Genomic DNA, 21,505 nt, shown 5'->3' on the forward strand with positions numbered 1-21,505 from the left:
TTAACAGCGGATGAGTTAAAGCTTATGAGTGGTTCAGAAGATGGCTTGCCTCTTGTTTGATTTGTTGTAGTACGTTACGCACATGATTTATCTGATTAATTGCATCTTCTTTTTCTTTACGTAACCGCGCATCCAGTAAATGATTTTCTGGCAGTGGTGTTTCACTCATCTGGCGATAAGGGATCCACGGATTATCATCTTCGTCTTCAAAGCGGAACGCCGGAGCATAATAATCAACCTCTTCTTCCAGGCCATACGCTGTCACCTGCGGTTCTTCATCGCCAAGGCAGATAAGGTGTGTTAATAACTCTTTGAATGGCATATCACCCTGACCTGAAATACAGGCTTTATGGCCCAGGCCACCTTGTTCTTTAACAATCAAGGCATCTTTGATATGGACCTGGGTAATATGTGGTGCCATCGTTTTTAAAGCGTCTATGGGATGCTCATTCGCATTGATCATATTCGCAAAATCAAACAGTAAGGAAAGTGATTTCATCTCACTGTCTTTGACCAGCGACACCAGTTCATGGCTTTTTAAATCTTCATGCTGTTCGATCGTAAAGGTCAGGCCGCTGTCCTGATACGTTTCCCGAACATAGGCAATATCGTTAGCAATGATCGATAATACGTCGCGTAAATTACCTTCATAACGCGGATAAAAACGCACGGACGATGCCCCGGTTTTCAACGCAATGGCGACGGCTTCGTCAATAGATGCCTTATCTGAAGCGCTGGTTTCAATATGAATATCAAGGTTCAGATGGCGGGCTTTATCGCCAAAGGCAGAGAGTTCTTTATCTGCCATATTGCCCAAAGAAAAACGTTCGCCATCCAGAACATGAATTTTTACGCCTCGCAGATTATTTTCACTCGCAATATCAAGTAAATCAGCTGGCAATACTCTTTCCAGCCGCATATTTAAATGAAAAGCGTAGGCATGCAAATAAAGAGGAAGAGTATCGACACGTTGTAGAATCTTTCTTGCGTTATTTATTGTCACCATAAAACACCTACAGATTAATGATGAGATCCACGGCCTCAAATCGCCAATATTCAATATCTATCTGGACAATATTGCCTTGCTGGTCAGCGCGATGTTTTTCAATTAAGATCGCAGGCATGCCCGCTGAACCGCCAAGAAATTTACTGATATCACCCGGCATTCTTACGGGTTTGAAAACCAGTTTTTTTACTACCGTCTCTTTTTGGTAGCATTTTTCCCAGACTGAAGAAAATGAGTGGTTTTCAAGTTGCTCTATAAAACCTGGGGCAACTTCAGGATTAATATATGTTTCGTGATAGAAAACTTTATGTCCTTCCAGCGCCCCCCAGCCGGTAATGCGATAGAGTTCAGTTGATGGCGTCACTGCAACCAGTGGCGCGAGCGTCTCGGGAATGTCGCTGGTACGGCTTTTCTCAGTAAAGCCCCAGGAAGGTTCCCGCCCTTGCTCAATTGCGGCCCGCTGAAAGCTCGCCGACAGCTCCGGACTGTAATTAAATCGCGGCTGAGTCACGAACCACCCTTTACGATCCTTACGGAAAATTTTGGATTCTGCCTCAAGGTTCAGCAACGCCTGGCGTAACGTCATACGTTTAATGCCCAGCAACTCTCCCAGCTCTCTTTCTGAAGGGAGTTTTCCACCCGGCGTGGTGATGCCATCTTTCAACCACCGATCCAGTTTCTCTTTTGCATTTTCTACGGTGGATTGATTCTCCGCCATTGTTTAATCCTTTTGGTTTAAACCAGATGAGGCATCTTACGCTTACGCCAAAAAAGAAAGCAATTAACAGCGTATGACTTTGCAGATAATTGTGACAAAGCTCTCTATTGACGTAACCACAAACTTATAAGGGAGATACTCGCACTGGTGAGAACTTACGACAGGCAAAAAAAAACCTGCCATCACTGGCAGGTTTTTTATGACTAAAAAACGAAATTAATCGTCTTTCGGTGCGCGGTTGGCGCGACGACGATCGTTTTCCGTCAGGTGACGTTTACGAATACGGATAGAGGTCGGAGTCACTTCTACCAGTTCGTCATCATCGATGAACTCCAGAGCTTGTTCCAGAGTCATGCGGATAGGCGGAACCAGAACAACGGCTTCGTCAGTACCGGAAGCACGCATGTTGGTCAGTTTCTTACCGGTCAGACAGTTTACAGTCAGGTCGTTAGAACGGCTGTGAATACCGATAATCTGACCTTCGTAAACTTCTGCACCGTGACCGAGGAACAGCTTACCGCGATCCTGCAGACCGAACAGCGCGAACGCGACCGCTTTACCCTGACCGTTAGAGATCAGTACGCCATTCTGACGCTGACCCACTTCGCCCGGACGTACGTCGTCGTAGTGGCTGAAGGTGGAGTACAGCAGACCAGTACCGGAAGTCATGGTCATGAACTCAGAACGGAAGCCAATCAGACCACGGCTTGGGATCACGTAGTCGAGACGTACGCGGCCTTTACCGTCTGGATTCATGTTTTTCAGGTCGCCTTTACGTTCGCCCAGCGCCTGCATTACAGAACCCTGATGCTGTTCTTCAACGTCCAGAGTCACGTTTTCATACGGCTCTTGTTTACGACCGTCAATTTCACGGAAGATAACTTTCGGACGGGATACCGCCAGTTCGAAACCTTCACGACGCATGTTTTCGATCAGAACAGACAAGTGCAGTTCGCCACGGCCAGAAACGCGGAACGCATCGGCATCTTCGGTTTCTTCTACGCGCAGCGCAACGTTGTGTACCAGTTCTTTGTTCAGACGATCCAGGATCTGACGAGACGTTACGAACTTACCTTCTTTACCGCAGAACGGTGAGGTGTTAACGCAGAAGAACATAGAAACGGTCGGCTCATCAACGGAGAGTGCCGGCAGCGCTTCAACGTTTTGCGTGTCGCAAACGGTGTCAGAAATGTTCAGTTCGCCCAGGCCCGTGATCGCCACGATATCGCCAGCTTCCGCCAGATCGGTTTCGATACGTTCCAGACCGAGGTGGCCCAGCACTTTACCGACTTTCGCGTTGCGGGTTTTGCCTTCGCTATCGATGATAGTAACTTGCTGGTTCGGCTTCACTTTACCGCGCTTGATGCGGCCAATGCCGATAACGCCAACATAGCTGTTGTAATCGAGCTGAGAAATCTGCATCTGGAACGGACCGTCAAGGTCAACGTCCGGCGCAGGAACGTGGTCAACAATTGCCTGATACAGCGGGGTCATGTCTTCTGCCATATCTTCGTGGTCCAGACCCGCGATACCGTTCAGCGCAGAAGCGTAAACGATCGGGAAGTCCAGCTGCTCGTCAGTCGCGTCGAGGTTAACGAACAGGTCGAATACCTGATCCACAACCCAGTCAGGACGCGCGCCAGGGCGGTCAACTTTGTTGATAACAACAATTGGCTTCAGGCCGTAAGCAAACGCTTTTTTGGTTACGAAGCGCGTTTGCGGCATCGGGCCGTCAAATGCGTCAACCACCAGCAGCACTGAGTCTACCATGGACATTACACGTTCAACTTCACCACCGAAGTCGGCGTGCCCCGGGGTATCAACGATGTTGATACGGTAATCATTCCATTTGATAGCGGTGTTTTTCGCGAGGATGGTAATCCCACGCTCTTTCTCCAAATCGTTGGAGTCCATCACGCGCTCTTGGGTTTCGGCACGAGAGTCGAACGTACCGGATTGTTGGAGCAGCTTGTCTACCAGGGTGGTTTTACCATGGTCTACGTGCGCGATGATGGCGATATTACGCAATTTTTCGATCACAACTTTGCCTCAGGCATTAGAAATAGCGCGTTATTGTACACGGATTAATCGCACTACAAAACAGGATCACAAACATCCTCCGCAAACAAGTATTGCAGAGTCCCTTTGTGATCGCTTTCACGGAGCATAAAAAGGGTTATCCAAAGGTCATTGCACCAATATGGTGCTTAATGTTTCCATTGAAGCACTATATTGGTGCAACATTAACATCGTGGTGCAGCCCTTTTGCACGATGGTGCGCATGATAACGCCTTTTAGGGGCAATTTAAAAGTTGGCACAGATTTCGCTTTATCTTTTTTACGGCGACACGGCCAAAATAATTGCAGATTTCGTTACCACGACGACCATGACCAATCCAGGAGAGTTAAAGTATGTCCGCTGAACACGTACTGACGATGCTGAACGAGCACGAAGTGAAGTTTGTTGATTTGCGCTTCACCGACACCAAAGGTAAAGAACAGCACGTCACTATCCCTGCTCATCAGGTGAATGCTGAATTCTTCGAAGAAGGCAAAATGTTTGACGGCTCCTCGATTGGCGGCTGGAAAGGCATTAACGAATCCGACATGGTGCTGATGCCAGACGCATCCACCGCAGTGATTGACCCGTTCTTCGCGGACTCTACCCTGATTATCCGTTGCGATATCCTTGAACCAGGCACCCTGCAAGGCTATGACCGTGACCCGCGTTCCATCGCGAAGCGCGCTGAAGATTACCTGCGTTCTACTGGCATTGCCGACACCGTACTGTTCGGGCCAGAACCTGAATTCTTCCTGTTCGATGACATCCGTTTCGGCGCGTCTATCTCCGGTTCTCATGTTGCCATCGACGATATCGAAGGTGCATGGAACTCCTCCACCAAATATGAAGGTGGTAACAAAGGTCACCGTCCGGCAGTGAAAGGCGGTTACTTCCCGGTTCCGCCGGTAGACTCTGCTCAGGATATCCGTTCTGAAATGTGTCTGGTGATGGAACAGATGGGTCTGGTTGTTGAAGCCCATCACCACGAAGTAGCGACTGCTGGTCAGAACGAAGTGGCTACCCGCTTCAATACCATGACCAAAAAAGCTGACGAAATTCAGATCTACAAATATGTTGTGCACAACGTTGCACACCGCTTCGGTAAAACCGCGACCTTTATGCCAAAACCGATGTTCGGTGATAACGGCTCCGGTATGCACTGCCACATGTCACTGTCTAAAAACGGCGTCAACCTGTTCGCTGGCGACAAATATGCAGGTCTGTCTGAGCAGGCGTTGTACTACATTGGCGGCGTAATCAAACACGCTAAAGCAATTAACGCCCTGGCAAACCCGACCACCAACTCTTACAAGCGTCTGGTCCCGGGCTACGAAGCACCGGTAATGCTGGCTTACTCTGCACGCAACCGTTCTGCGTCTATCCGTATTCCAGTGGTTTCTTCTCCGAAAGCACGTCGTATCGAAGTCCGTTTCCCGGACCCAGCGGCTAACCCGTACCTGTGCTTTGCTGCCCTGCTGATGGCCGGTCTTGATGGTATCAAGAACAAGATCCACCCAGGCGAAGCCATGGACAAAAACCTGTATGACCTGCCGCCAGAAGAAGCGAAAGAGATCCCACAGGTTGCAGGCTCTCTGGAAGAAGCACTGAACGAACTGGATCTGGACCGCGAGTTCCTGAAAGCCGGTGGCGTGTTCACTGACGAAGCCATTGATGCGTACATCGCTCTGCGTCGCGAAGAAAATGACCGCGTGCGTATGACTCCGCATCCGGTAGAGTTTGAGCTGTACTACAGCGTCTAATAGTTGAAGTTGTACTACCCGGTGCAAAGAAGGCCGGGATTTAGTTGCCGTGGAAACTTTCAGCCCATCTCTGCATGGGCTTTTTTCTCCGTAACTTCTTTGATGCTTCGCGCTTTTTATCCGTAAAAAGCTATAATGCACTAAAATGGTGCAACCTGTTCAGGAGACTGCTTTATGGCAACAGGCACGCAGCCCGATGCTGGGCAGATCCTCAACTCACTGATTAACAGTATTTTGTTAATTGATGACAACCTGGCAATCCATTACGCCAACCCCGCCGCGCAACAACTACTCGCCCAAAGCTCCCGCAAATTGTTTGGTACGCCGTTACCGGAACTGTTGAGCTACTTCTCATTAAATATCGAGCTGATGCAAGAAAGTCTGGAGGCGGGGCAAGGTTTTACCGATAACGAAGTGACGCTGGTGATCGACGGTCGCTCGCATATCCTTTCTGTGACGGCCCAGCGTATGCCGGACGGCATGATCCTGCTGGAGATGGCACCGATGGATAACCAGCGCCGCTTAAGTCAGGAACAGCTACAGCACGCCCAGCAGGTTGCTGCCCGTGATTTAGTGCGCGGCCTGGCGCATGAGATTAAAAATCCGCTTGGCGGTTTACGTGGCGCGGCCCAGTTGCTCAGCAAAGCATTACCTGACCCGTCACTGCTGGAATATACCAAAGTGATTATTGAACAGGCGGATCGGTTGCGAAATCTGGTCGACCGTCTGTTGGGGCCGCAACTGCCCGGTACGCGCGTTACCGAAAGTATTCACAAAGTGGCTGAACGCGTGGTGACGCTGGTGTCGATGGAACTGCCGGACAACGTGCGGTTGATTCGTGATTACGACCCCAGCCTGCCGGAACTGGCGCACGACCCGGATCAAATTGAACAGGTATTGCTGAATATTGTGCGCAATGCGCTACAGGCACTGGGGCCGGAAGGTGGTGAAATCATTCTGCGTACCCGCACCGCGTTTCAACTGACCTTACACGGCGAGCGCTATCGGCTGGCGGCGCGGATTGATGTGGAAGATAACGGGCCAGGCATTCCGCCTCATTTGCAGGATACGCTGTTTTACCCGATGGTCAGCGGCCGCGAAGGTGGCACCGGGCTTGGCTTATCCATCGCCCGTAATTTGATTGATCAGCATTCAGGCAAAATTGAATTTACCAGTTGGCCAGGTCATACCGAGTTCTCGGTTTACCTGCCTATCAGGAAATAAAGGTGACGTTTATGCAACGAGGGATAGTCTGGGTAGTCGATGACGATAGTTCCATCCGTTGGGTGCTTGAACGTGCGCTCGCTGGAGCAGGTTTAACCTGTACGACGTTTGAGAACGGCGCGGAAGTGCTGGAGGCGCTGGCGAGCAAAACACCGGATGTACTGCTTTCAGATATCCGTATGCCGGGAATGGACGGGCTTGCGCTGCTCAAGCAGATTAAACAGCGCCATCCGATGCTTCCGGTCATCATTATGACCGCACATTCCGATCTGGATGCTGCCGTCAGCGCCTATCAACAAGGGGCGTTTGATTATCTGCCCAAACCGTTTGATATCGACGAAGCCGTGGCGCTGGTTGAGCGCGCCATCAGCCATTATCAGGAACAGCAGCAACCGCGTAATGTTCAGCTTAACGGCCCGACGACCGATATCATCGGCGAAGCGCCAGCCATGCAGGACGTGTTCCGGATTATCGGTCGGCTTTCACGTTCTTCTATTAGCGTGCTGATTAACGGCGAATCCGGCACCGGTAAAGAACTGGTCGCTCATGCCCTGCATCGCCACAGTCCTCGAGCCAAAGCGCCGTTTATCGCGCTGAATATGGCGGCTATCCCGAAGGATTTGATCGAATCAGAACTGTTCGGTCACGAGAAAGGCGCGTTTACCGGCGCGAATACCATTCGTCAGGGGCGTTTTGAACAGGCCGATGGCGGCACGTTATTCCTCGATGAAATTGGCGATATGCCGCTCGATGTACAGACGCGTTTGCTGCGCGTGCTGGCAGACGGTCAGTTTTATCGCGTTGGCGGCTATGCGCCGGTGAAAGTGGATGTGCGGATTATCGCTGCGACCCATCAGAATCTCGAACAGCGGGTACAGGAAGGCAAGTTCCGTGAGGATTTGTTCCACCGCCTGAACGTTATCCGCGTTCATCTGCCGCCGCTGCGTGAGCGTCGGGAAGATATTCCCCGTCTGGCACGCCATTTTTTACAGGTTGCCGCGCGCGAACTGGGCGTAGAAGCGAAGTTGCTGCATCCGGAAACCGAAGCCGCGCTGACGCGTCTGGCATGGCCGGGTAACGTGCGCCAGCTGGAAAACACCTGCCGTTGGTTAACGGTGATGGCCGCCGGGCAGGAAGTGTTGATTCAGGATTTGCCTGGCGAACTGTTTGAATCAACGGTTGCGGAGAGTACTCCGCAAATGCAACCGGACAGTTGGGCAACGCTGTTAGCGCAGTGGGCAGACAGAGCGCTGCGTTCCGGTCATCAAAATTTGCTTTCCGAAGCGCAGCCTGAGCTTGAGCGGACGTTACTGACGACCGCGTTGCGACATACGCAGGGGCATAAACAGGAAGCTGCGCGGCTACTTGGCTGGGGGCGTAACACCCTGACGCGGAAGTTAAAAGAGCTGGGGATGGAGTGATTCACAGCTTGTGTGTAAAGATTGATTATTGAGCGCAAATTGCTGGTATTTTGCGCTTTACTGTTCCGATAAGTTCAGTATGATCTTGCCCGGAAAACGGGGAGAGTCATTATGCTGGAATCAATAATTAATCTGGTATCGAGTGGCGCAGTTGACAGCCACACACCGCAAACTGCCGTTGCTGCCGTGCTGTGTGCTGCGATGATTGGGCTGTTTAGCTGAAGCTCGTTGTTTATGCCGGATGCGGAGAAAGTCGTAGGCCTGATAAGACGCGACCAGCGTCGCATCAGGCATCATGCTCAGATGCCGGATGCCGGATGCCGGATGCCGGATGCAGCGTAAACGCCTTATCCGGCCTACAAAAGCAATAATTTCAACAGGTTTTCTTAACCAGCGCATCAGGCAATCTTGTTCTCAGCACATTGATGGCGCTTTCGTTTTCTACTTTGTAAACGAAGCGCCATTCACCATTTAAATCACTCGTGAGAACTGCTGCATCCGCGCTTTCTGGCGCAGATAGGTATCAAAGCACATGCAAATGTTGCGGATCAGCAGGCGACCTTTCGCCGTTACCTGAATCCCCTTCTCATCCACATCCACCAGCCCATCTTTTGCTAACGGGGCAAGCAGCTTGAGATCTTCTGCAAAGTAGTCAGCGAAGTGCAAATCCCACTGTTGCTCAATGGGGGCATAATCCAGACGGAAGTTGCAGATGAGCGACTTAATCACATCGCGACGAATACAGTCATCACGCGTTAGCGCAATACCACGCCACAGCGCATTGCCTTGTTCATCCACTTGCTGATAGTACTGCTTCAACTCTTTCTGATTCTGCGCGTAGCAGTCGCCAATCATGCTAATGGCTGAAACGCCCATCCCCAGCAGATCGGTATCGCCCTGAGTGGTGTAGCCCTGGAAGTTACGATGAAGCACGCCTTCACGTTGGGCCACCGCCAGCTCATCATCCGGGCGAGCAAAGTGATCCATACCGATAAACTGATAGCCCGATTGTGTCAGGAAGGCGATGGTTTCCTGCAGGATATCGAGTTTTTGCTGCGGACTCGGCAGGTCAGCATCTTTGATTTTACGCTGAGCAGCAAAAATGGTCGGCAAATGCGCGTAGTTAAAGACACTCAGGCGATCGGGGTTAAGTTCCGCCACGCGTTTCAGGGTAAAGGCGAAACTCTCCGGCGTCTGTTTCGGCAGGCCGTAAATCAGGTCGATGTTGGTGGAAGTAAAGCCAATCTCACGCGCATGGTTAAGCAGTGCAAAGATGAACTCTTCATCCTGCTCGCGGTTAACCAGACGTTGCACTTCTTTGTTGAAGTCCTGCACGCCCATGCTCAGGCGATTAAAGCCTTCGGCGCGTAAATGATCGAGTACATCCAGTTCGATTTCCCGCGGATCGACTTCGATCGAAATCTCCGCATCGGCATTGAACTGGAAGTTTTCGCGCAGCAACTTCATCAGTCGGCTGATTTGCGCTTTGTTCAGATACGTCGGCGTACCACCGCCCCAGTGCAATTGGCTGACGTGACGCCCGGCGAACAGCGGTGCACGATGGACGATTTCTTGCTCCAGCGCGTCCAGATACTGATCGGCCTTGTGCTGCTGGCGAGTAACAATCTTATTGCAACCGCAGAAGTAACAAAGCTTATGGCAGAACGGGATATGTACGTAGAGAGATAATGGACGCTCAGGATAGCGCGCCACGGCTTGTAAAAACGCCTGTTCGCCGAAGTCTTCTGAAAACTCCAGCGCGGTCGGGTACGAGGTGTATCGTGGCCCGGAATAGTTATATTTCTGGATCAGGGCCAGATCCCAGTCGATTTGCTGTACAGACATGCTCACTCCTTCCGATGGCGTCTCTGGCGGCTACGGCGTACCGGCGAATGCCCGTTTCGGGTCATCAGCCGGTTGCGCAGCCACTTTTGTCGCCGCGACAACCGCTGTAGTTTAACGAATAACCACACCAGATAACATATAACCGGAAGGGTTATCAGCAGAACGGGAAGGCCCACGGCGGCAATCCGTTAGTTGCCCCGCAGCAGACGCATCATGTCTTCTTGCTTCTCGTCTTCTTCCTCTTCTTCGTCATCGTCATAAGAGAGGCCGAGTTTCTGCATCAACTCATCAATACGATCCAGTTTGGCATCCACCCAGGATTGCTCTTCGGCGCTCAGGGTTTCGCCTGCCTCCAGACGTTCCAGCAGCGCATCCAGACGCTCATCCGTTTCCAGTAACTCCAACTCCGCCTGCGGTGAAAGCATAGGTTTCTCACTCTTCGGTTTGTGCTGTTTGGTGACTTTTTCAGTCACGCCCAATGGAATAGGGGTTTTACTGCCAATACGTGGATCTTTCGGTGCGTTCTGGCCTTTGCTGCCTGACGTGGTGTTACCGCCCGCTGCGCGGCTGCCCGGCGCATGACCACGACGTTTTTTCTGACGCTTACGGTCACGAGCTTCCTGATCCAGCTCCTCGCGTGTTTTTCGACGCGCTTTTGCATGACCTTTGCTGCGTGAGTTTGAAGATGATGGTTTCATAATGGTTCGTCTTTTAGCCGTTTTATTCAGTATAGATTTGCGGCGGAATCTAACAGAAAGCAAGCAAAGAAAAAAGGCGACAGATTACTCTGTCGCCTTTTTTCCTGACTCATAACCCTTAACGGGTCTTTCAATCCCTGCAGGCCGCCAACACACCCTGTTTTTCCATTAGCCGGAACAATCCGTGTTGATTCCATTTCCGTTTAATTACGTCTCCGGACGTTTGTCTTCCTGACAATCCTCTGTCTTCGCCTCCTGGCGCTCCTGACCCTCATCCTGAGTCATTGTTCCTGTTAGCGTCCTCGCTCTATGGGTGCTACTTTACGCCTTTGCTTTAAACAAACAATCAACCGCCATCAGTATTTGCACATTTTCAGAGTTTTATATAAAAGCAATTAACTGATTTATATAGCTTATTTGACATGCATCGCAGAATTTTCTCTGCTATTTCGCATAAAGACTATCGGCAATGTCTCACAAAGCGTATGGCTTTTACTTACAACGCTCACGCCGAAAAATCCGCCTTTTATTATGGTTCAGGTATAATCGCCGCAAAGCTTTGACTGACGGAGACGACCGCTTTGACTAATTTGAATTATCAACAGACGCATTTTGTGATGAGTGCGCCTGATATTCGCCACCTACCTTCCGATACCGGAATTGAAGTGGCTTTTGCAGGCCGTTCCAACGCAGGTAAATCCAGCGCGCTGAACACGCTGACTAACCAGAAAAGCCTGGCGCGGACCTCAAAAACCCCAGGGCGCACCCAGCTTATCAACCTGTTTGAAGTGGCTGACGGCAAGCGTCTGGTTGACCTGCCCGGCTATGGCTACGCGGAAGTCCCGGAAGAGATGAAGCGCAAATGGCAGCGCGCGCTCGGCGAGTACCTCGAAAAACGTCAGAGCCTGCAAGGCCTGGTGGTACTCATGGATATTCGCCATCCGCTGAAAGATTTGGATCAGCAGATGATTGAGTGGGCGGTAGACAGCAATATCGCCGTGCTGGTGCTGCTGACCAAAGCGGACAAACTGGCAAGCGGCGCACGTAAAGCGCAATTGAATATGGTGCGTGAAGCGGTGCTGGCGTTTAACGGTGATGTGCAGGTTGAAACGTTCTCTTCGCTGAAGAAGCAAGGCGTGGACAAGCTGCGGCAGAAACTGGATACCTGGTTTAGCGAGATGCAGCCTGTAGAAGAAACGCAGGACGGCGAATAATTTTCTTGCCTTAATGCTTGTGCCGGATGTGGCGTATCCGGCTCTGGCATAGGCCTGAGAAGCATCAGGCATTACGATCTTTTCTTTCGCCCAATAAAAAACGCCCCAGTCATTACTGACTGGGGCGGCTAAAATATTCAGCCAAATCCGATTACGTGAAGTAAAAGGTCTGAAAGATAGAACATCTTACCTCTGTACCCTACGCGACTAACTTTACTCTTTTTTGTTCAGTTCAGAAAGCATTTTTTGTAATTTTTTTTCAGTTGTTGCATAGGAATTTCTAATAGCCATCACAAAACGTGACAGCTTATGTTGCTTACTTACGAAAAAAGGGCATGTTCAGGCGAATCTTAGTGCGCCTGATCCCAGTTTTCGCCACTCCCCACTTCCACCAGCAGCGGCACATCCAGACGGGTACAGTTTTCCATCAGTTGATGAATCTGTTTCGCGACGGCATCGACATCATCTTTATGAACTTCAAATACCAGTTCATCGTGTACCTGCATAATCATACGCACACGCGGTTGCTCAGCTTGTAACCACGCATCAACGGCAATCATCGCTCGTTTGATAATGTCGGCGGCGGTTCCCTGCATTGGCGCGTTAATGGCTGCACGTTCAGCCGCTGCACGACGAGCACCATTGCTGGATTTGATATCCGGCAGATACAGACGGCGTCCGTCCAGCGTTTCAACGTAGCCCTGTTCTTTCGCCTGCGCACGGGTGCGCTCCATATACTCCAGCACGCCTGGGTAGCGTTCGAAGTAAAGGTCCATGTACTTCTGCGCTTCTTTACGTGGAATGTTCAATTGTCGCGCCAGACCGAAAGCACTCATGCCATAAATCAGACCAAAGTTGATCGCTTTCGCGCTACGACGTTGCTCGCTGGTGACGGTTTCCAGTGGCAAACCAAACACTTCTGCCGCCGTAGCCCGGTGGATATCTTTTCCTTCCGCGAATGCGGTCAGCAAGCCTTTGTCACGCGAGAGATGCGCCATAATGCGCAGTTCAATCTGCGAGTAGTCCGCCGAGACAATCACATAATCCTCTGGCGCAATAAACGCCTGGCGGATACGACGACCTTCTTCGTTACGCACCGGAATGTTTTGCAGGTTAGGATCGGTTGACGATAAACGTCCCGTAGCGGTTACTGCCTGGTGATAAGAGGTATGTACACGCCCGGTTTTCGGGTTGATCATCAGCGGCAGCTTGTCGGTGTAGGTCGATTTCAGCTTCGCCAGACCACGATACTCCAGAATCACTTTTGGCAACGGATAGTCCAGCGCCAGTTCTTCCAGTACCTCTTCCGACGTTGACGGCGCACCACCCGGCGTTTTCTTCAGCGGTTTAATGCCCTGTTTTTCAAACAGAATGGTTTGTAACTGCTTGGTGGAAGAAAGGTTAAATTCTTCACCTGCAATTTCATGCGCTTTCTTTTCCAGCTCAGCCAGACGTAGAGTGAGCTCTTCAGAATGATTATGAAGCACTTTCGGATCGATCTTCACACCGTTACGTTCAATGCGTGAAAGCACCGGCACCAGCGGCATTTCGATGTTCTCGAAGACGTTCAACGGCCCTTTGTGTTTTTGCAGATCCGGCCACATTTTCAGATGCAACTGCAAGGTGACATCTGCATCTTCGGCGGCGTAACGTCCGGCCTCTTCGAGGGCAATCTGGTTAAAGGTCAGTTGATTTTTGCCTTTACCCGCAATCTCTTCAAAAGTGATGGTTTTGTGCTTCAACCAACGTTCCGCGAGGCTGTCCATATCGTGACGCCCGGCAACGCTATTGAGAATGTAGGACTCCAGCATGGTATCAAACGCAATCCCACGCAGCTCAATGCCGTAGTTCGCCAGAATACCGCGATCGTATTTCAGGTTTTGCCCGACCTTCAGCGCCTTTTCATCTTCCAGCAGCGGTTTTAGCAACTCGAGTGCACGCTCGCGAGAGATTTGATCGGGCGCATCAAGATAATCATGAGCAACCGGAATATATGCCGCTACGCCTGGCTCGATAGCAAAAGAAAGCCCGACCAGGTTAGCAGAGATGTTATCAAGGCTGTCGGTTTCGGTATCAAATGCAAATACCGGCGATTTTTCCAGCTTCGCAATCCACGCTTTCAGTGTTTCTTCATCAAGGATGGTGACGTAGTTGTCATAAGAAATCACCGTTGCCGTCACTTCTGGCGCTTCGTCTGCAACACTGGTTTCCTGCGGCTTCGCGGCTGGTTTTGCCCCTTTGGCCTGTAACCATTTGCCCGCTTCGACATCAGCAGTCCAGCGTTTGAACTCATACTTTTTGAACAGCCCCAACAACTCTTCCGCCGCCGGTTGCTGCACTTCTAGTTGTTCACAGGTAAGCTCCAGTTCAACGTCGGTTTTAATCGTCGCCAGCTGGTAAGAGAGATAAGCCACTTCTTTGTTTTGCTCGAGCTTCGCCGCCATTGTTTTCGCGCCACGGAAGCTCAACCCAGCAATTTTTTCTGGCTCGGCATACAGCGTATCCAGTCCGCCAAGACCTTGTAGCAATGCTTGCGCGGTTTTTTCACCGACGCCCGGTACGCCAGGGATGTTATCAGAGGAGTCACCCATCAGCGCCAGGAAGTCGATGATCAGTTCTGGCGGCACGCCGTACTTATTCACCACCTCTTCCGGTCCGAGGATGGTATTCGTCATGGTATTGATAAGCGTAATATTTGGCGTCACCAGCTGCGCCATATCTTTATCGCCTGTGCTTATCAGCACCGGACGCCCGGCTTTTTCGGCTTCGCGCGCCAGAGTACCGATAACGTCGTCCGCTTCTACGCCAGAAACCGCCAGCAGCGGCAGTCCCATCGCTTTAACCATCGCGTGCAGAGGTTCGATTTGTGCTCGCAGATCGTCCGGCATTGGCGGACGATGTGATTTGTAATGTTCAAACAGTTCATCACGAAAGGTTTTTCCCTTGGCGTCAAAGACCACCGCTGCATGCGTCGGTTTATATTGCATGATTAGACTGCGCAGCATGTTGAGGACACCATACATCGCACCGGTCGGCTCGCCTGCGCTGTTAGTCAGCGGGGGAAACGCGTGATAGGCGCGATAAAGATAAGATGAACCATCTACAAGGATAAGTGGATTTTGGGGGATCTGAACCATAATGTCCGTGCCTGTTTATCAGATTATGGGTAAAGGATGCCACAGACAGGATGAAAACATGAGTTTTTCACCGCTTTTCGTGAAAATCTTTTGTAGATCTTCTGGATCGCTCGCAAATCGTCATGTGGATAACTTTGTGCATAAATTATTTACATCGCTTTTAATTTATTATCATGCTTTTTACAGCATGATGTTTGTCTTTGCTTTTCATACAGTTAAATATAAAGCCATCCCTAATAATTGTGATAATGGGATTTTTTCTAATGTGGATAGATATGAATTATTTTTCTCCTTAAGGATCATCCGTTATTTGGGGCGTTTTCTGCTAAAATCGGCGCCTTGCGCTTCTTTAGCGCACTGTCTATGGCTAACCTTTTGAATAAATTCATTATGACGAGAATACTCGCTGCGATAACCCTTTTGCTGAGTATCGTATTGACCATTTTGGTCACTATTTTTTGCTCCGTCCCGATCATCATTGCCGGGATTGTAAAACTATTGCTACCTGTGCCAGTCATTTGGCGAAAGGTTTCGCGTTTTTGTGATTTTATGATGTATTGCTGGTGTGAAAGTCTGGCGGTATTACTGCATCTGAACCCACACCTGCAATGGGAAGTTCACGGGCTGGAAGGGTTAAGTAAGAAGAACTGGTATCTGCTTATTTGTAACCACCGTAGTTGGGCAGATATTGTCGTACTGTGCGTGCTGTTTCGTAAGCACATTCCGATGAATAAATATTTCCTCAAGCAGCAGCTTGCCTGGGTGCCATTTCTTGGCCTGGCATGCTGGGCGCTGGATATGCCGTTTATGAAGCGTTATTCCCGCGCTTATTTATTACGTCATCCGGAGAGACGTGGTAAAGATGTTGAAACCACACGGCGTTCTTGTGAAAAGTTTCGCCTGCACCCCACCACCATTGTCAATTTCGTTGAAGGCTCCCGTTTCACGCAAGAAAAACATCAGCAAACCCACTCCACTTTTCAAAACTTGTTGCCACCAAAGGCGGCAGGCATTGCGATGGCGCTAAATGTACTGGGTAAACAATTCGATAAACTGCTTAATGTTACGCTGTGTTATCCCGACAATAACCGTCAGCCGTTCTTCGATATGTTAAGCGGTAAACTGACGCGAATTGTCGTACATGTGGATTTACAGCCTATTGCCGATGAGTTACATGGCGACTACATCAATGACAAAAGCTTTAAGCGCCATTTTCAGCAATGGCTGAACTCACTGTGGCAGGAAAAAGACCGACTTCTGACGTCGTTGATGTCATCACAGCGTCAGAATAAGTAAGTTTTACTCGCCTCTGAATGAGCAGAGGCGAGTGAGTATTTTAATGAACAAAACGTCCGGCACGAGACATAAATTCTTCTTCGCTCATTTCCTGTCCGTTAAAAACAACTTTACCCGGTGTATAACGCAGTTGCAGCGAGGCGGTATTGTTGTCAATCGTGATTAACTGAAACATCTGACCTAATGTCATCATCCCGCTGATTTGTTTATCAGCCTGCTTTTGCGCTTTTTCAGCATCCATTCCTTCAGATAAATTAAGCTGTTTTGCGGTTTCTGTGACGACATTAAGCGGTAACTTCACATCAAAAATGAGCGATTTAATATCTTTGTTTGTGGATGATGAGGATTTGGCTGGGTCGGCAATACTGATATCCAGATTGGCATTTAGTTCGCCGAGTGCGTTCTTCCATCTTACCGGTTGTTTAATGGTCGGCTCACTTTTTTGTAATAACGGTAAATACTCTTTGAACAATGCAGCATTCACTTCTTGCAGAGCAACTTCATCGTTTGCTAACTCAGGGTGTGCAGCAAGCTGCTTCTGCATCGCAATGTTATACTGAATGATAAATTGGCGCACCGCTGAGGGATCAATAGATTCCGCAATCAAGGACCACTCACCACTACCGAGTTGCTGATTTCCTTTTGTTAACTTATCAAGTTCGTAGGTCAGATTGACATTGATATAATCTTTGTCTTTAACGCGATCCAGCCTGGTTTTTGCAACGAAAGCATCGATTTGGGCAACGTCTTCTCCCTGATTGATAATGTTAATCTGATTGAATTTCGACTCGCTTTCGCCAACCGGAAATTTCTTTTCTTCTAATCGCGTTAGAGAATCAATGGTAAAACTTTTCGCCGTTACTTTATTCAATGGCGATAATTCCAGAACAAGATCTTCGACTTTGCCTTCAATATCCAGATTAGACAATGAACTACCATCACCATTAAAAGTAAACTGGCCCTCACCAAAAGAAAACTTTCCATATTTTGCAGGGGCAACATCTAATGTCGTGGAGAATGAGCCACCAAACGCGAATCGCAATGTCGCTTCCACGGGCGATTTATTTTTTGCGGCGATAAATAGCGGTTGTGTCAGTTCATTATTCACTAAGTTCACTTTTGCCGCTGCCAGTGCGGGGATGACATTACCACGCATTAACATTGTGATGGGCAACGGACCGTGCTCAACATCCACATCAAATGCAACTTTCTGGCCTGGCTTGATATTGAGATCGGGTGCACCGTTATCAAATGTCATTTGCATTTGAAAATGAGAATTAAAAAAGCCTTTGTCAAAGTTTTTATAACTTAACGTCATATCGTAGGCATGTTCACCTTTCTCTTTAGCATCGTTAAAATCTTTAATGAACTTTTCGACACCAGGCTGAATTTGCGTACCTGTGTACCATGTGCCACCACCCCAGATTACGGCTAACGCAACAATAACACCTGTAGCTGACTTACGTATCATATAAATATTCCCTGATAAAACAGCAAAACTTTGAATATCCACTTATGCTGAAATAATGTCCAGCGGCAGGACGCATTATCAGAATGTATTTATATTTATTAAATAATAAAAAAAGCCCGTGAATATTCACGGGCTTTATGTAATTTACATTGAATTATTTTTTCTCGGACAGATATTTCACAGTATCAGCATACTGCTGAACAAAAACATCCATATTGCTGGTATCCATACCCTGCGGATTCAGCTGATATTTACCGTTAACAAACATCGCCGGAACGCCACGCAATTGCACGTCGGCTGCGGCTTTTTCCTGCTGAGCCACCAGAGATTTCACCACGAAGCTGTTCCAGGCCGCGTCGTACTCTTCACCTTTAATACCTGCGTTGATAAATACATCGCGGATATCAGATGCAGAACGAATGGTCTGGGTTTTCTGTACGCCTTCAAACAGCGGAACAGTCACTTTGTCTTCCACGCCCAGCGCCATCGCCACTGCCCATGCCTGAGTCAGTTCTTTGCCCAGATCCCCACCCATGAAGTTGACGTGGTATTTAGTCATTTTCACGCCTTCCGGCAGTTTTTTCTTCACGTTCTCAGAAATATGCAGAACTTCTTCAAACTGATAGCAGTGCGGGCAGAAGAAAGAGAAAAACTCCAGCACTTGCGGCGCGCCAGCAACCGGTTTTTCCAGGGTGGTGTACTGTTTACCATCTTCATACTGCGCCGCCGATGCGCTAAACGCTAAAACTAAACCAGCCAGCGCCAGCCAAATCTTTTTCATGATCTACTCTCTCCGATTAATACATAGGTGTTAATTGCAAAGGGGGTTCTTGTAGAACTTTTGCCTGTTCTATAAAAGTCGCCGTCTGTCGCAGCCAGTAATCTTCCCCGGTTAACCACGGGAAATTTTTCGGGAACGCGGGATCAGCCCAACGCCGCATTAGCCAGGCAAGATAATAAACCAAACGCATGGCGCGTAAAGGTTCAATCAGTCCGATTTCAGCGATATCGAACTCGCTAAATTCTTCATAAGCCTCAATAATAGTTTCCAGTTGCATCCGCTGCTCAGCTTTATCGCCATTGAGCAACATCCACAAATCCTGAATAGCCGGACCATTACGTGCATCATCCAGATCAACAAACATTGGACCATCGCGCCAGAGGATATTCCCGGCGTGGCAGTCTCCATGTAGCCGCAGAACGGTGAAATCTTCCCGCCAGTGTGCTGTAACGGCGGCGATCAGCTCATCTGTCGCTTTCAGGAATGCCGCTTTCAACCCGGAAGGTATCAGTGTGGCGTCCTCAAACAGCTTGCGTGGCTCAATGAGATATTCATTCAGACCGATGGTCGGGCGATGGATAAAAAGCTGTTTGCGCCCCGTCTGGTGCATACGCCCTAAATAACGCCCAACAGCTTCCATCTGATCGATATTATCAGCTTCGAACTGGCGACCACCGACGCTTGGAAAAACAGCGAAATAAAATCCCTGATGATTCAATAAAGTCTGACCGTTAAAGGCCACAGGCGCTGCGACCGGAACTTCATCGTTAACCAGCTGCAACGCAAATTGATGTTCTTCGAAGATTTGATCGGCTGTCCAACGTTCAGGGCGATAAAATTTGACGACAAAACGTCGACGATCTTCGTCCTGAAATTGATAGACACGGTTTTCATAGCTGTTAAGCGGGGTAAGACCGGAATCCACCCGGATCCCATGCTCAAACAGAGCGTCCATGATGGTATCCGGGTGTAGTGTCTGGAAAGTAAAAGCGCTGTTGTTCATCCCATCATCCGGAAAACATTACGAATGATGAAGGATATCATTTCACGATGATTTTGGTTGCGCCGCTTACAAGCTTTTACTCTTTAATTACGCCACGTGCGCGTAATAGCGCCGTTTTGAAATCTTCTTCATAATCTTTCTGCAAACCCGGGATCACCGCATCTTTCGCGGAATCACGCATTTTCAGGTGATAGATCAGAATGTCATCCGTCAAATCCGCCAGTTCGCCGTCAAAACCTGACTCTTTCGCCAGTTTCTGCAAAAATTGCAGCAGGTTAAGGTCTGGTTCTTTTTGCCAGGCTGGCTGGAGGAGTTCAATAACTTCATTCAGACGTTTACATTTCATAGTGATGCTCCTTACTCTTGAGACAGACACGTTAGCAGGGTCAATCCCACAATAAAAGAGGCGATATCGGTGAATCTGATGACGACGATAACAGGCGTTGTGCTGGCGGGCGGTAAAGCCAGACGAATGGGCGGCGTAGATAAAGGATTGCTTGAATTAAACGGCAAACCATTATGGCAACATGTCGCTGACGCGCTTATGACGCAGCTCTCTCACGTCGTGGTTAATGCTAATCGTCATCAGGAAATCTATCAGGCAAGCGGTCTGAAAGTGATTGAAGATACACTGGCGGATTACCCAGGCCCTCTGGCAGGAATGCTTTCAGTAATGCAGCAGGAAGCGGGGGAGTGGTTTTTGTTTTGCCCATGCGATACGCCTTACATTCCCCCTGATTTAGCTGCCCGGCTTAATCATCAGCGCAAAGATGCGCCTGTCGTGTGGGTCCACGACGGTGAACGCGATCACCCGACTATTGCTCTGGTAAACCGCGCAATTGAGCCTTTATTACTGGAATATCTGCAAGCAGGAGAACGCCGGGTAATGGCATTTATGCGTCTGGCTGGCGGTCATGCGGTTGATTTCAGCGATAATAAAAATGCATTTATTAACGTGAATACGCCAGAGGAGCTTGCCCGATGGCAGGAAAAACGATGATACCGTTACTCGCCTTTGCCGCGTGGAGTGGCACTGGAAAAACTACGCTGCTGAAAAAACTGATCCCGGCATTATGCGCCAGAGGGATCCGTCCAGGGCTGATTAAGCATACGCACCATGATATGGATGTTGATAAACCGGGCAAAGATAGCTATGAGCTGCGCAAGGCTGGCGCGGCACAAACCATCGTTGCCAGCCAGCAGCGATGGGCCTTGATGACGGAAACACCAGACGAAGAAGAGCTGGATCTACATTTTCTCGCAAGTCGAATGGATACCTCAAAGCTGGATTTGATTCTGGTCGAAGGGTTTAAGCATGAAGAGATCGCAAAGATTGTGCTGTTTCGCGATGGAGCCGGACATCGACCGGAAGAATTAGTGATAGACAGACATGTTATTGCTGTAGCCAGTGATGTGCCGCTTAATCTTGATGTCGCGTTACTGGATATTAATGATGTTGAGGGGCTGGCTGATTTTGTGGTGGAGTGGATGCAAAAGTAGGCTGGATAAGATGCGCCAGCGTCGCATCCGGCATGATTTTCTGCACCAATGCAAAAAGGCCATCCGTCAGGATGGCCTTTCGCTTAATTTGATGCCTGGCAGTTCCCTACTCTCGCATGGGGAGACCCCACACTACCATCGGCGCTACGGCGTTTCACTTCTGAGTTCGGCATGGGGTCAGGTGGGACCACCGCGCTAAGGCCGCCAGGCAAATTCTGTTTCATCAGACCGCTTCTGCGTTCTGATTTAATCTGTATCAGGCTGAAAATCTTCTCTCAATCCGCCAAAACATCTTCGGCGTTGTAAGGTTAAGCCTCACGGTTCATTAGTACCGGTTAGCTCAACGCATCGCTGCGCTTACACACCCGG

Annotated in this window: 19 protein-coding genes, 1 rRNA gene and 1 pseudogene; 8 read left to right on the forward strand and 13 right to left on the reverse strand. The window is 49.4% G+C overall.

The genetic code is table 11. The features are described from left to right. Positions 1-22 precede the first annotated feature (22 nt). From BGE37_RS20660 to typA, 3 genes are all read right to left on the reverse strand, one after another. Positions 23-1,006 (reverse strand): sugar phosphate isomerase/epimerase family protein, encoded by a 984-nt coding sequence (locus BGE37_RS20660; protein ID WP_105277534.1) that lies wholly within the window; start codon positions 1,004-1,006, stop codon positions 23-25. Between the two features lie 7 nt (positions 1,007-1,013). Further along, the gene (locus tag BGE37_RS20665) at positions 1,014-1,724 is read right to left on the reverse strand and encodes a GntR family transcriptional regulator (RefSeq protein WP_000829805.1); all 711 of its coding nucleotides are present in this window, start codon (positions 1,722-1,724) and stop codon (positions 1,014-1,016) included. A 216-nt stretch (positions 1,725-1,940) separates the two neighbouring features. After that, positions 1,941-3,764: a ribosome-dependent GTPase TypA gene (gene typA / locus BGE37_RS20670; protein WP_000570668.1), complete on the reverse strand. Its 1,824-nt coding sequence runs from the start codon at positions 3,762-3,764 to the stop codon at positions 1,941-1,943. Positions 3,765-4,136: 372 nt separating this feature from the next. Here typA and glnA point away from each other — a divergent pair, with 372 nt between their 5' ends. The 4 genes from glnA (at position 4,137) to BGE37_RS20695 (ending at position 8,413) form a co-directional block, all read left to right on the forward strand. Beyond that, complete coding sequence (gene glnA / locus BGE37_RS20680; protein WP_001271704.1) at positions 4,137-5,546, forward strand: glutamate--ammonia ligase; 1,410 nt, start codon at positions 4,137-4,139, stop codon at positions 5,544-5,546. A 174-nt stretch (positions 5,547-5,720) separates the two neighbouring features. Further along, on the forward strand, positions 5,721-6,770 hold the full coding sequence (gene glnL, locus BGE37_RS20685; protein WP_000190577.1) for a nitrogen regulation protein NR(II): 1,050 nt from the start codon (positions 5,721-5,723) through the stop codon (positions 6,768-6,770). Positions 6,771-6,781: 11 nt separating this feature from the next. After that, positions 6,782-8,191: a nitrogen regulation protein NR(I) gene (gene glnG, locus BGE37_RS20690; protein ID WP_105277538.1), complete on the forward strand. Its 1,410-nt coding sequence runs from the start codon at positions 6,782-6,784 to the stop codon at positions 8,189-8,191. A gap of 111 nt (positions 8,192-8,302) precedes the next feature. Continuing rightward, positions 8,303-8,413 carry a YshB family small membrane protein gene (locus tag BGE37_RS20695; protein ID WP_000893994.1) on the forward strand — a complete coding sequence of 37 codons (111 nt, stop codon included), beginning with the start codon at positions 8,303-8,305 and terminating at the stop codon, positions 8,411-8,413. A 249-nt stretch (positions 8,414-8,662) separates the two neighbouring features. Here the strand turns inward: BGE37_RS20695 and hemN are convergent, their stop codons facing one another. From hemN to BGE37_RS20710, 3 genes and pseudogenes are all read right to left on the reverse strand, one after another. Then, positions 8,663-10,036, reverse strand: a complete 1,374-nt coding sequence (hemN, locus tag BGE37_RS20700) for an oxygen-independent coproporphyrinogen III oxidase (protein ID WP_000116093.1) — start codon at positions 10,034-10,036, stop codon at positions 8,663-8,665. Positions 10,037-10,224: 188 nt separating this feature from the next. Further along, on the reverse strand, positions 10,225-10,734 hold the full coding sequence (gene yihI, locus BGE37_RS20705; RefSeq protein ID WP_001295266.1) for a Der GTPase-activating protein YihI: 510 nt from the start codon (positions 10,732-10,734) through the stop codon (positions 10,225-10,227). A 130-nt stretch (positions 10,735-10,864) separates the two neighbouring features. Next, positions 10,865-11,019: pseudogene (locus tag BGE37_RS20710) on the reverse strand (hypothetical protein). Between the two features lie 296 nt (positions 11,020-11,315). Between BGE37_RS20710 and yihA the strand changes: the two are divergent. Further along, entirely contained in the window at positions 11,316-11,948 is a 633-nt protein-coding gene (gene yihA, locus BGE37_RS20715) for a ribosome biogenesis GTP-binding protein YihA/YsxC (RefSeq protein WP_000183349.1), read from the forward strand. Positions 11,949-12,085: 137 nt separating this feature from the next. On the opposite strand, the gene BGE37_RS26035 is transcribed toward yihA, so the two are convergent. Together BGE37_RS26035 and polA are read right to left on the reverse strand one after the other, a co-directional pair. Beyond that, positions 12,086-12,133, reverse strand: coding sequence for a spot 42 RNA, inhibition of DNA synthesis (locus BGE37_RS26035; protein ID WP_071892919.1), 48 nt, complete (start codon positions 12,131-12,133; stop codon positions 12,086-12,088). A 165-nt stretch (positions 12,134-12,298) separates the two neighbouring features. Further along, positions 12,299-15,085, reverse strand: a complete 2,787-nt coding sequence (gene polA, locus BGE37_RS20725) for a DNA polymerase I (protein ID WP_105288392.1) — start codon at positions 15,083-15,085, stop codon at positions 12,299-12,301. Between the two features lie 363 nt (positions 15,086-15,448). Between polA and BGE37_RS20735 the strand changes: the two genes are divergently transcribed. After that, positions 15,449-16,381, forward strand: a complete 933-nt coding sequence (locus tag BGE37_RS20735) for an acyltransferase (protein ID WP_024212204.1) — start codon at positions 15,449-15,451, stop codon at positions 16,379-16,381. 40 nt (positions 16,382-16,421) lie between these two features. Here BGE37_RS20735 and BGE37_RS20740 read toward each other — a convergent pair whose 3' ends face one another. The 4 genes from BGE37_RS20740 to BGE37_RS20755 form a co-directional block, all read right to left on the reverse strand. Next, positions 16,422-17,852 carry a DUF945 family protein gene (locus BGE37_RS20740; protein ID WP_105288393.1) on the reverse strand — a complete coding sequence of 477 codons (1,431 nt, stop codon included), beginning with the start codon at positions 17,850-17,852 and terminating at the stop codon, positions 16,422-16,424. Between the two features lie 154 nt (positions 17,853-18,006). Further along, positions 18,007-18,633: a thiol:disulfide interchange protein DsbA gene (gene dsbA, locus BGE37_RS20745; protein ID WP_000725353.1), complete on the reverse strand. Its 627-nt coding sequence runs from the start codon at positions 18,631-18,633 to the stop codon at positions 18,007-18,009. Between the two features lie 16 nt (positions 18,634-18,649). After that, the gene (srkA, locus tag BGE37_RS20750; protein ID WP_105288394.1) at positions 18,650-19,636 is read right to left on the reverse strand and encodes a stress response kinase SrkA; all 987 of its coding nucleotides are present in this window, start codon (positions 19,634-19,636) and stop codon (positions 18,650-18,652) included. A 76-nt stretch (positions 19,637-19,712) separates the two neighbouring features. After that, positions 19,713-19,982 carry a YihD family protein gene (locus BGE37_RS20755; protein WP_001295263.1) on the reverse strand — a complete coding sequence of 90 codons (270 nt, stop codon included), beginning with the start codon at positions 19,980-19,982 and terminating at the stop codon, positions 19,713-19,715. A gap of 69 nt (positions 19,983-20,051) precedes the next feature. Here BGE37_RS20755 and mobA point away from each other — a divergent pair, with 69 nt between their 5' ends. Beyond that, on the forward strand, positions 20,052-20,636 hold the full coding sequence (mobA, locus tag BGE37_RS20760) for a molybdenum cofactor guanylyltransferase MobA (protein WP_105288395.1): 585 nt from the start codon (positions 20,052-20,054) through the stop codon (positions 20,634-20,636). After that, positions 20,618-21,136, forward strand: coding sequence for a molybdopterin-guanine dinucleotide biosynthesis protein MobB (mobB, locus tag BGE37_RS20765; RefSeq protein ID WP_001620772.1), 519 nt, complete (start codon positions 20,618-20,620; stop codon positions 21,134-21,136). The genes mobA and mobB overlap by 19 nt, the downstream gene beginning before the upstream one ends. 93 nt (positions 21,137-21,229) lie before the next feature. Here mobB and rrf read toward each other — a convergent pair. Further along, positions 21,230-21,345: ribosomal RNA gene (gene rrf, locus BGE37_RS20770) — 5S ribosomal RNA — on the reverse strand. Between the last annotated feature and the right edge of the window lie 160 nt (positions 21,346-21,505).

It is taken from the genome of Escherichia sp. MOD1-EC6300 (assembly GCF_002965045.1).
GTDB lineage: Bacteria > Pseudomonadota > Gammaproteobacteria > Enterobacterales > Enterobacteriaceae > Escherichia > Escherichia coli_F.

What these genes read in the sequence shown, in the direction of transcription:
- BGE37_RS20660 (WP_105277534.1), bottom strand. Translation starts at nt 1,006, where the DNA reads ATGGTGACAATAAATAACGCAAGAAAGATTCTACAACGTGTCGATACT.
- BGE37_RS20665 (WP_000829805.1), bottom strand. Translation starts at nt 1,724, where the DNA reads ATGGCGGAGAATCAATCCACCGTAGAAAATGCAAAAGAGAAACTGGAT.
- glnA (WP_001271704.1), top strand. Translation starts at nt 4,137, where the DNA reads ATGTCCGCTGAACACGTACTGACGATGCTGAACGAGCACGAAGTGAAG.
- glnL (WP_000190577.1), top strand. Translation starts at nt 5,721, where the DNA reads ATGGCAACAGGCACGCAGCCCGATGCTGGGCAGATCCTCAACTCACTG.
- glnG (WP_105277538.1), top strand. Translation starts at nt 6,782, where the DNA reads ATGCAACGAGGGATAGTCTGGGTAGTCGATGACGATAGTTCCATCCGT.
- BGE37_RS20695 (WP_000893994.1), top strand. Translation starts at nt 8,303, where the DNA reads ATGCTGGAATCAATAATTAATCTGGTATCGAGTGGCGCAGTTGACAGC.
- hemN (WP_000116093.1), bottom strand. Translation starts at nt 10,036, where the DNA reads ATGTCTGTACAGCAAATCGACTGGGATCTGGCCCTGATCCAGAAATAT.
- yihI (WP_001295266.1), bottom strand. Translation starts at nt 10,734, where the DNA reads ATGAAACCATCATCTTCAAACTCACGCAGCAAAGGTCATGCAAAAGCG.
- polA (WP_105288392.1), bottom strand. Translation starts at nt 15,085, where the DNA reads ATGGTTCAGATCCCCCAAAATCCACTTATCCTTGTAGATGGTTCATCT.
- BGE37_RS20735 (WP_024212204.1), top strand. Translation starts at nt 15,449, where the DNA reads ATGGCTAACCTTTTGAATAAATTCATTATGACGAGAATACTCGCTGCG.
- BGE37_RS20740 (WP_105288393.1), bottom strand. Translation starts at nt 17,852, where the DNA reads ATGATACGTAAGTCAGCTACAGGTGTTATTGTTGCGTTAGCCGTAATC.
- dsbA (WP_000725353.1), bottom strand. Translation starts at nt 18,633, where the DNA reads ATGAAAAAGATTTGGCTGGCGCTGGCTGGTTTAGTTTTAGCGTTTAGC.
- srkA (WP_105288394.1), bottom strand. Translation starts at nt 19,636, where the DNA reads ATGAACAACAGCGCTTTTACTTTCCAGACACTACACCCGGATACCATC.
- BGE37_RS20755 (WP_001295263.1), bottom strand. Translation starts at nt 19,982, where the DNA reads ATGAAATGTAAACGTCTGAATGAAGTTATTGAACTCCTCCAGCCAGCC.
- mobB (WP_001620772.1), top strand. Translation starts at nt 20,618, where the DNA reads ATGGCAGGAAAAACGATGATACCGTTACTCGCCTTTGCCGCGTGGAGT.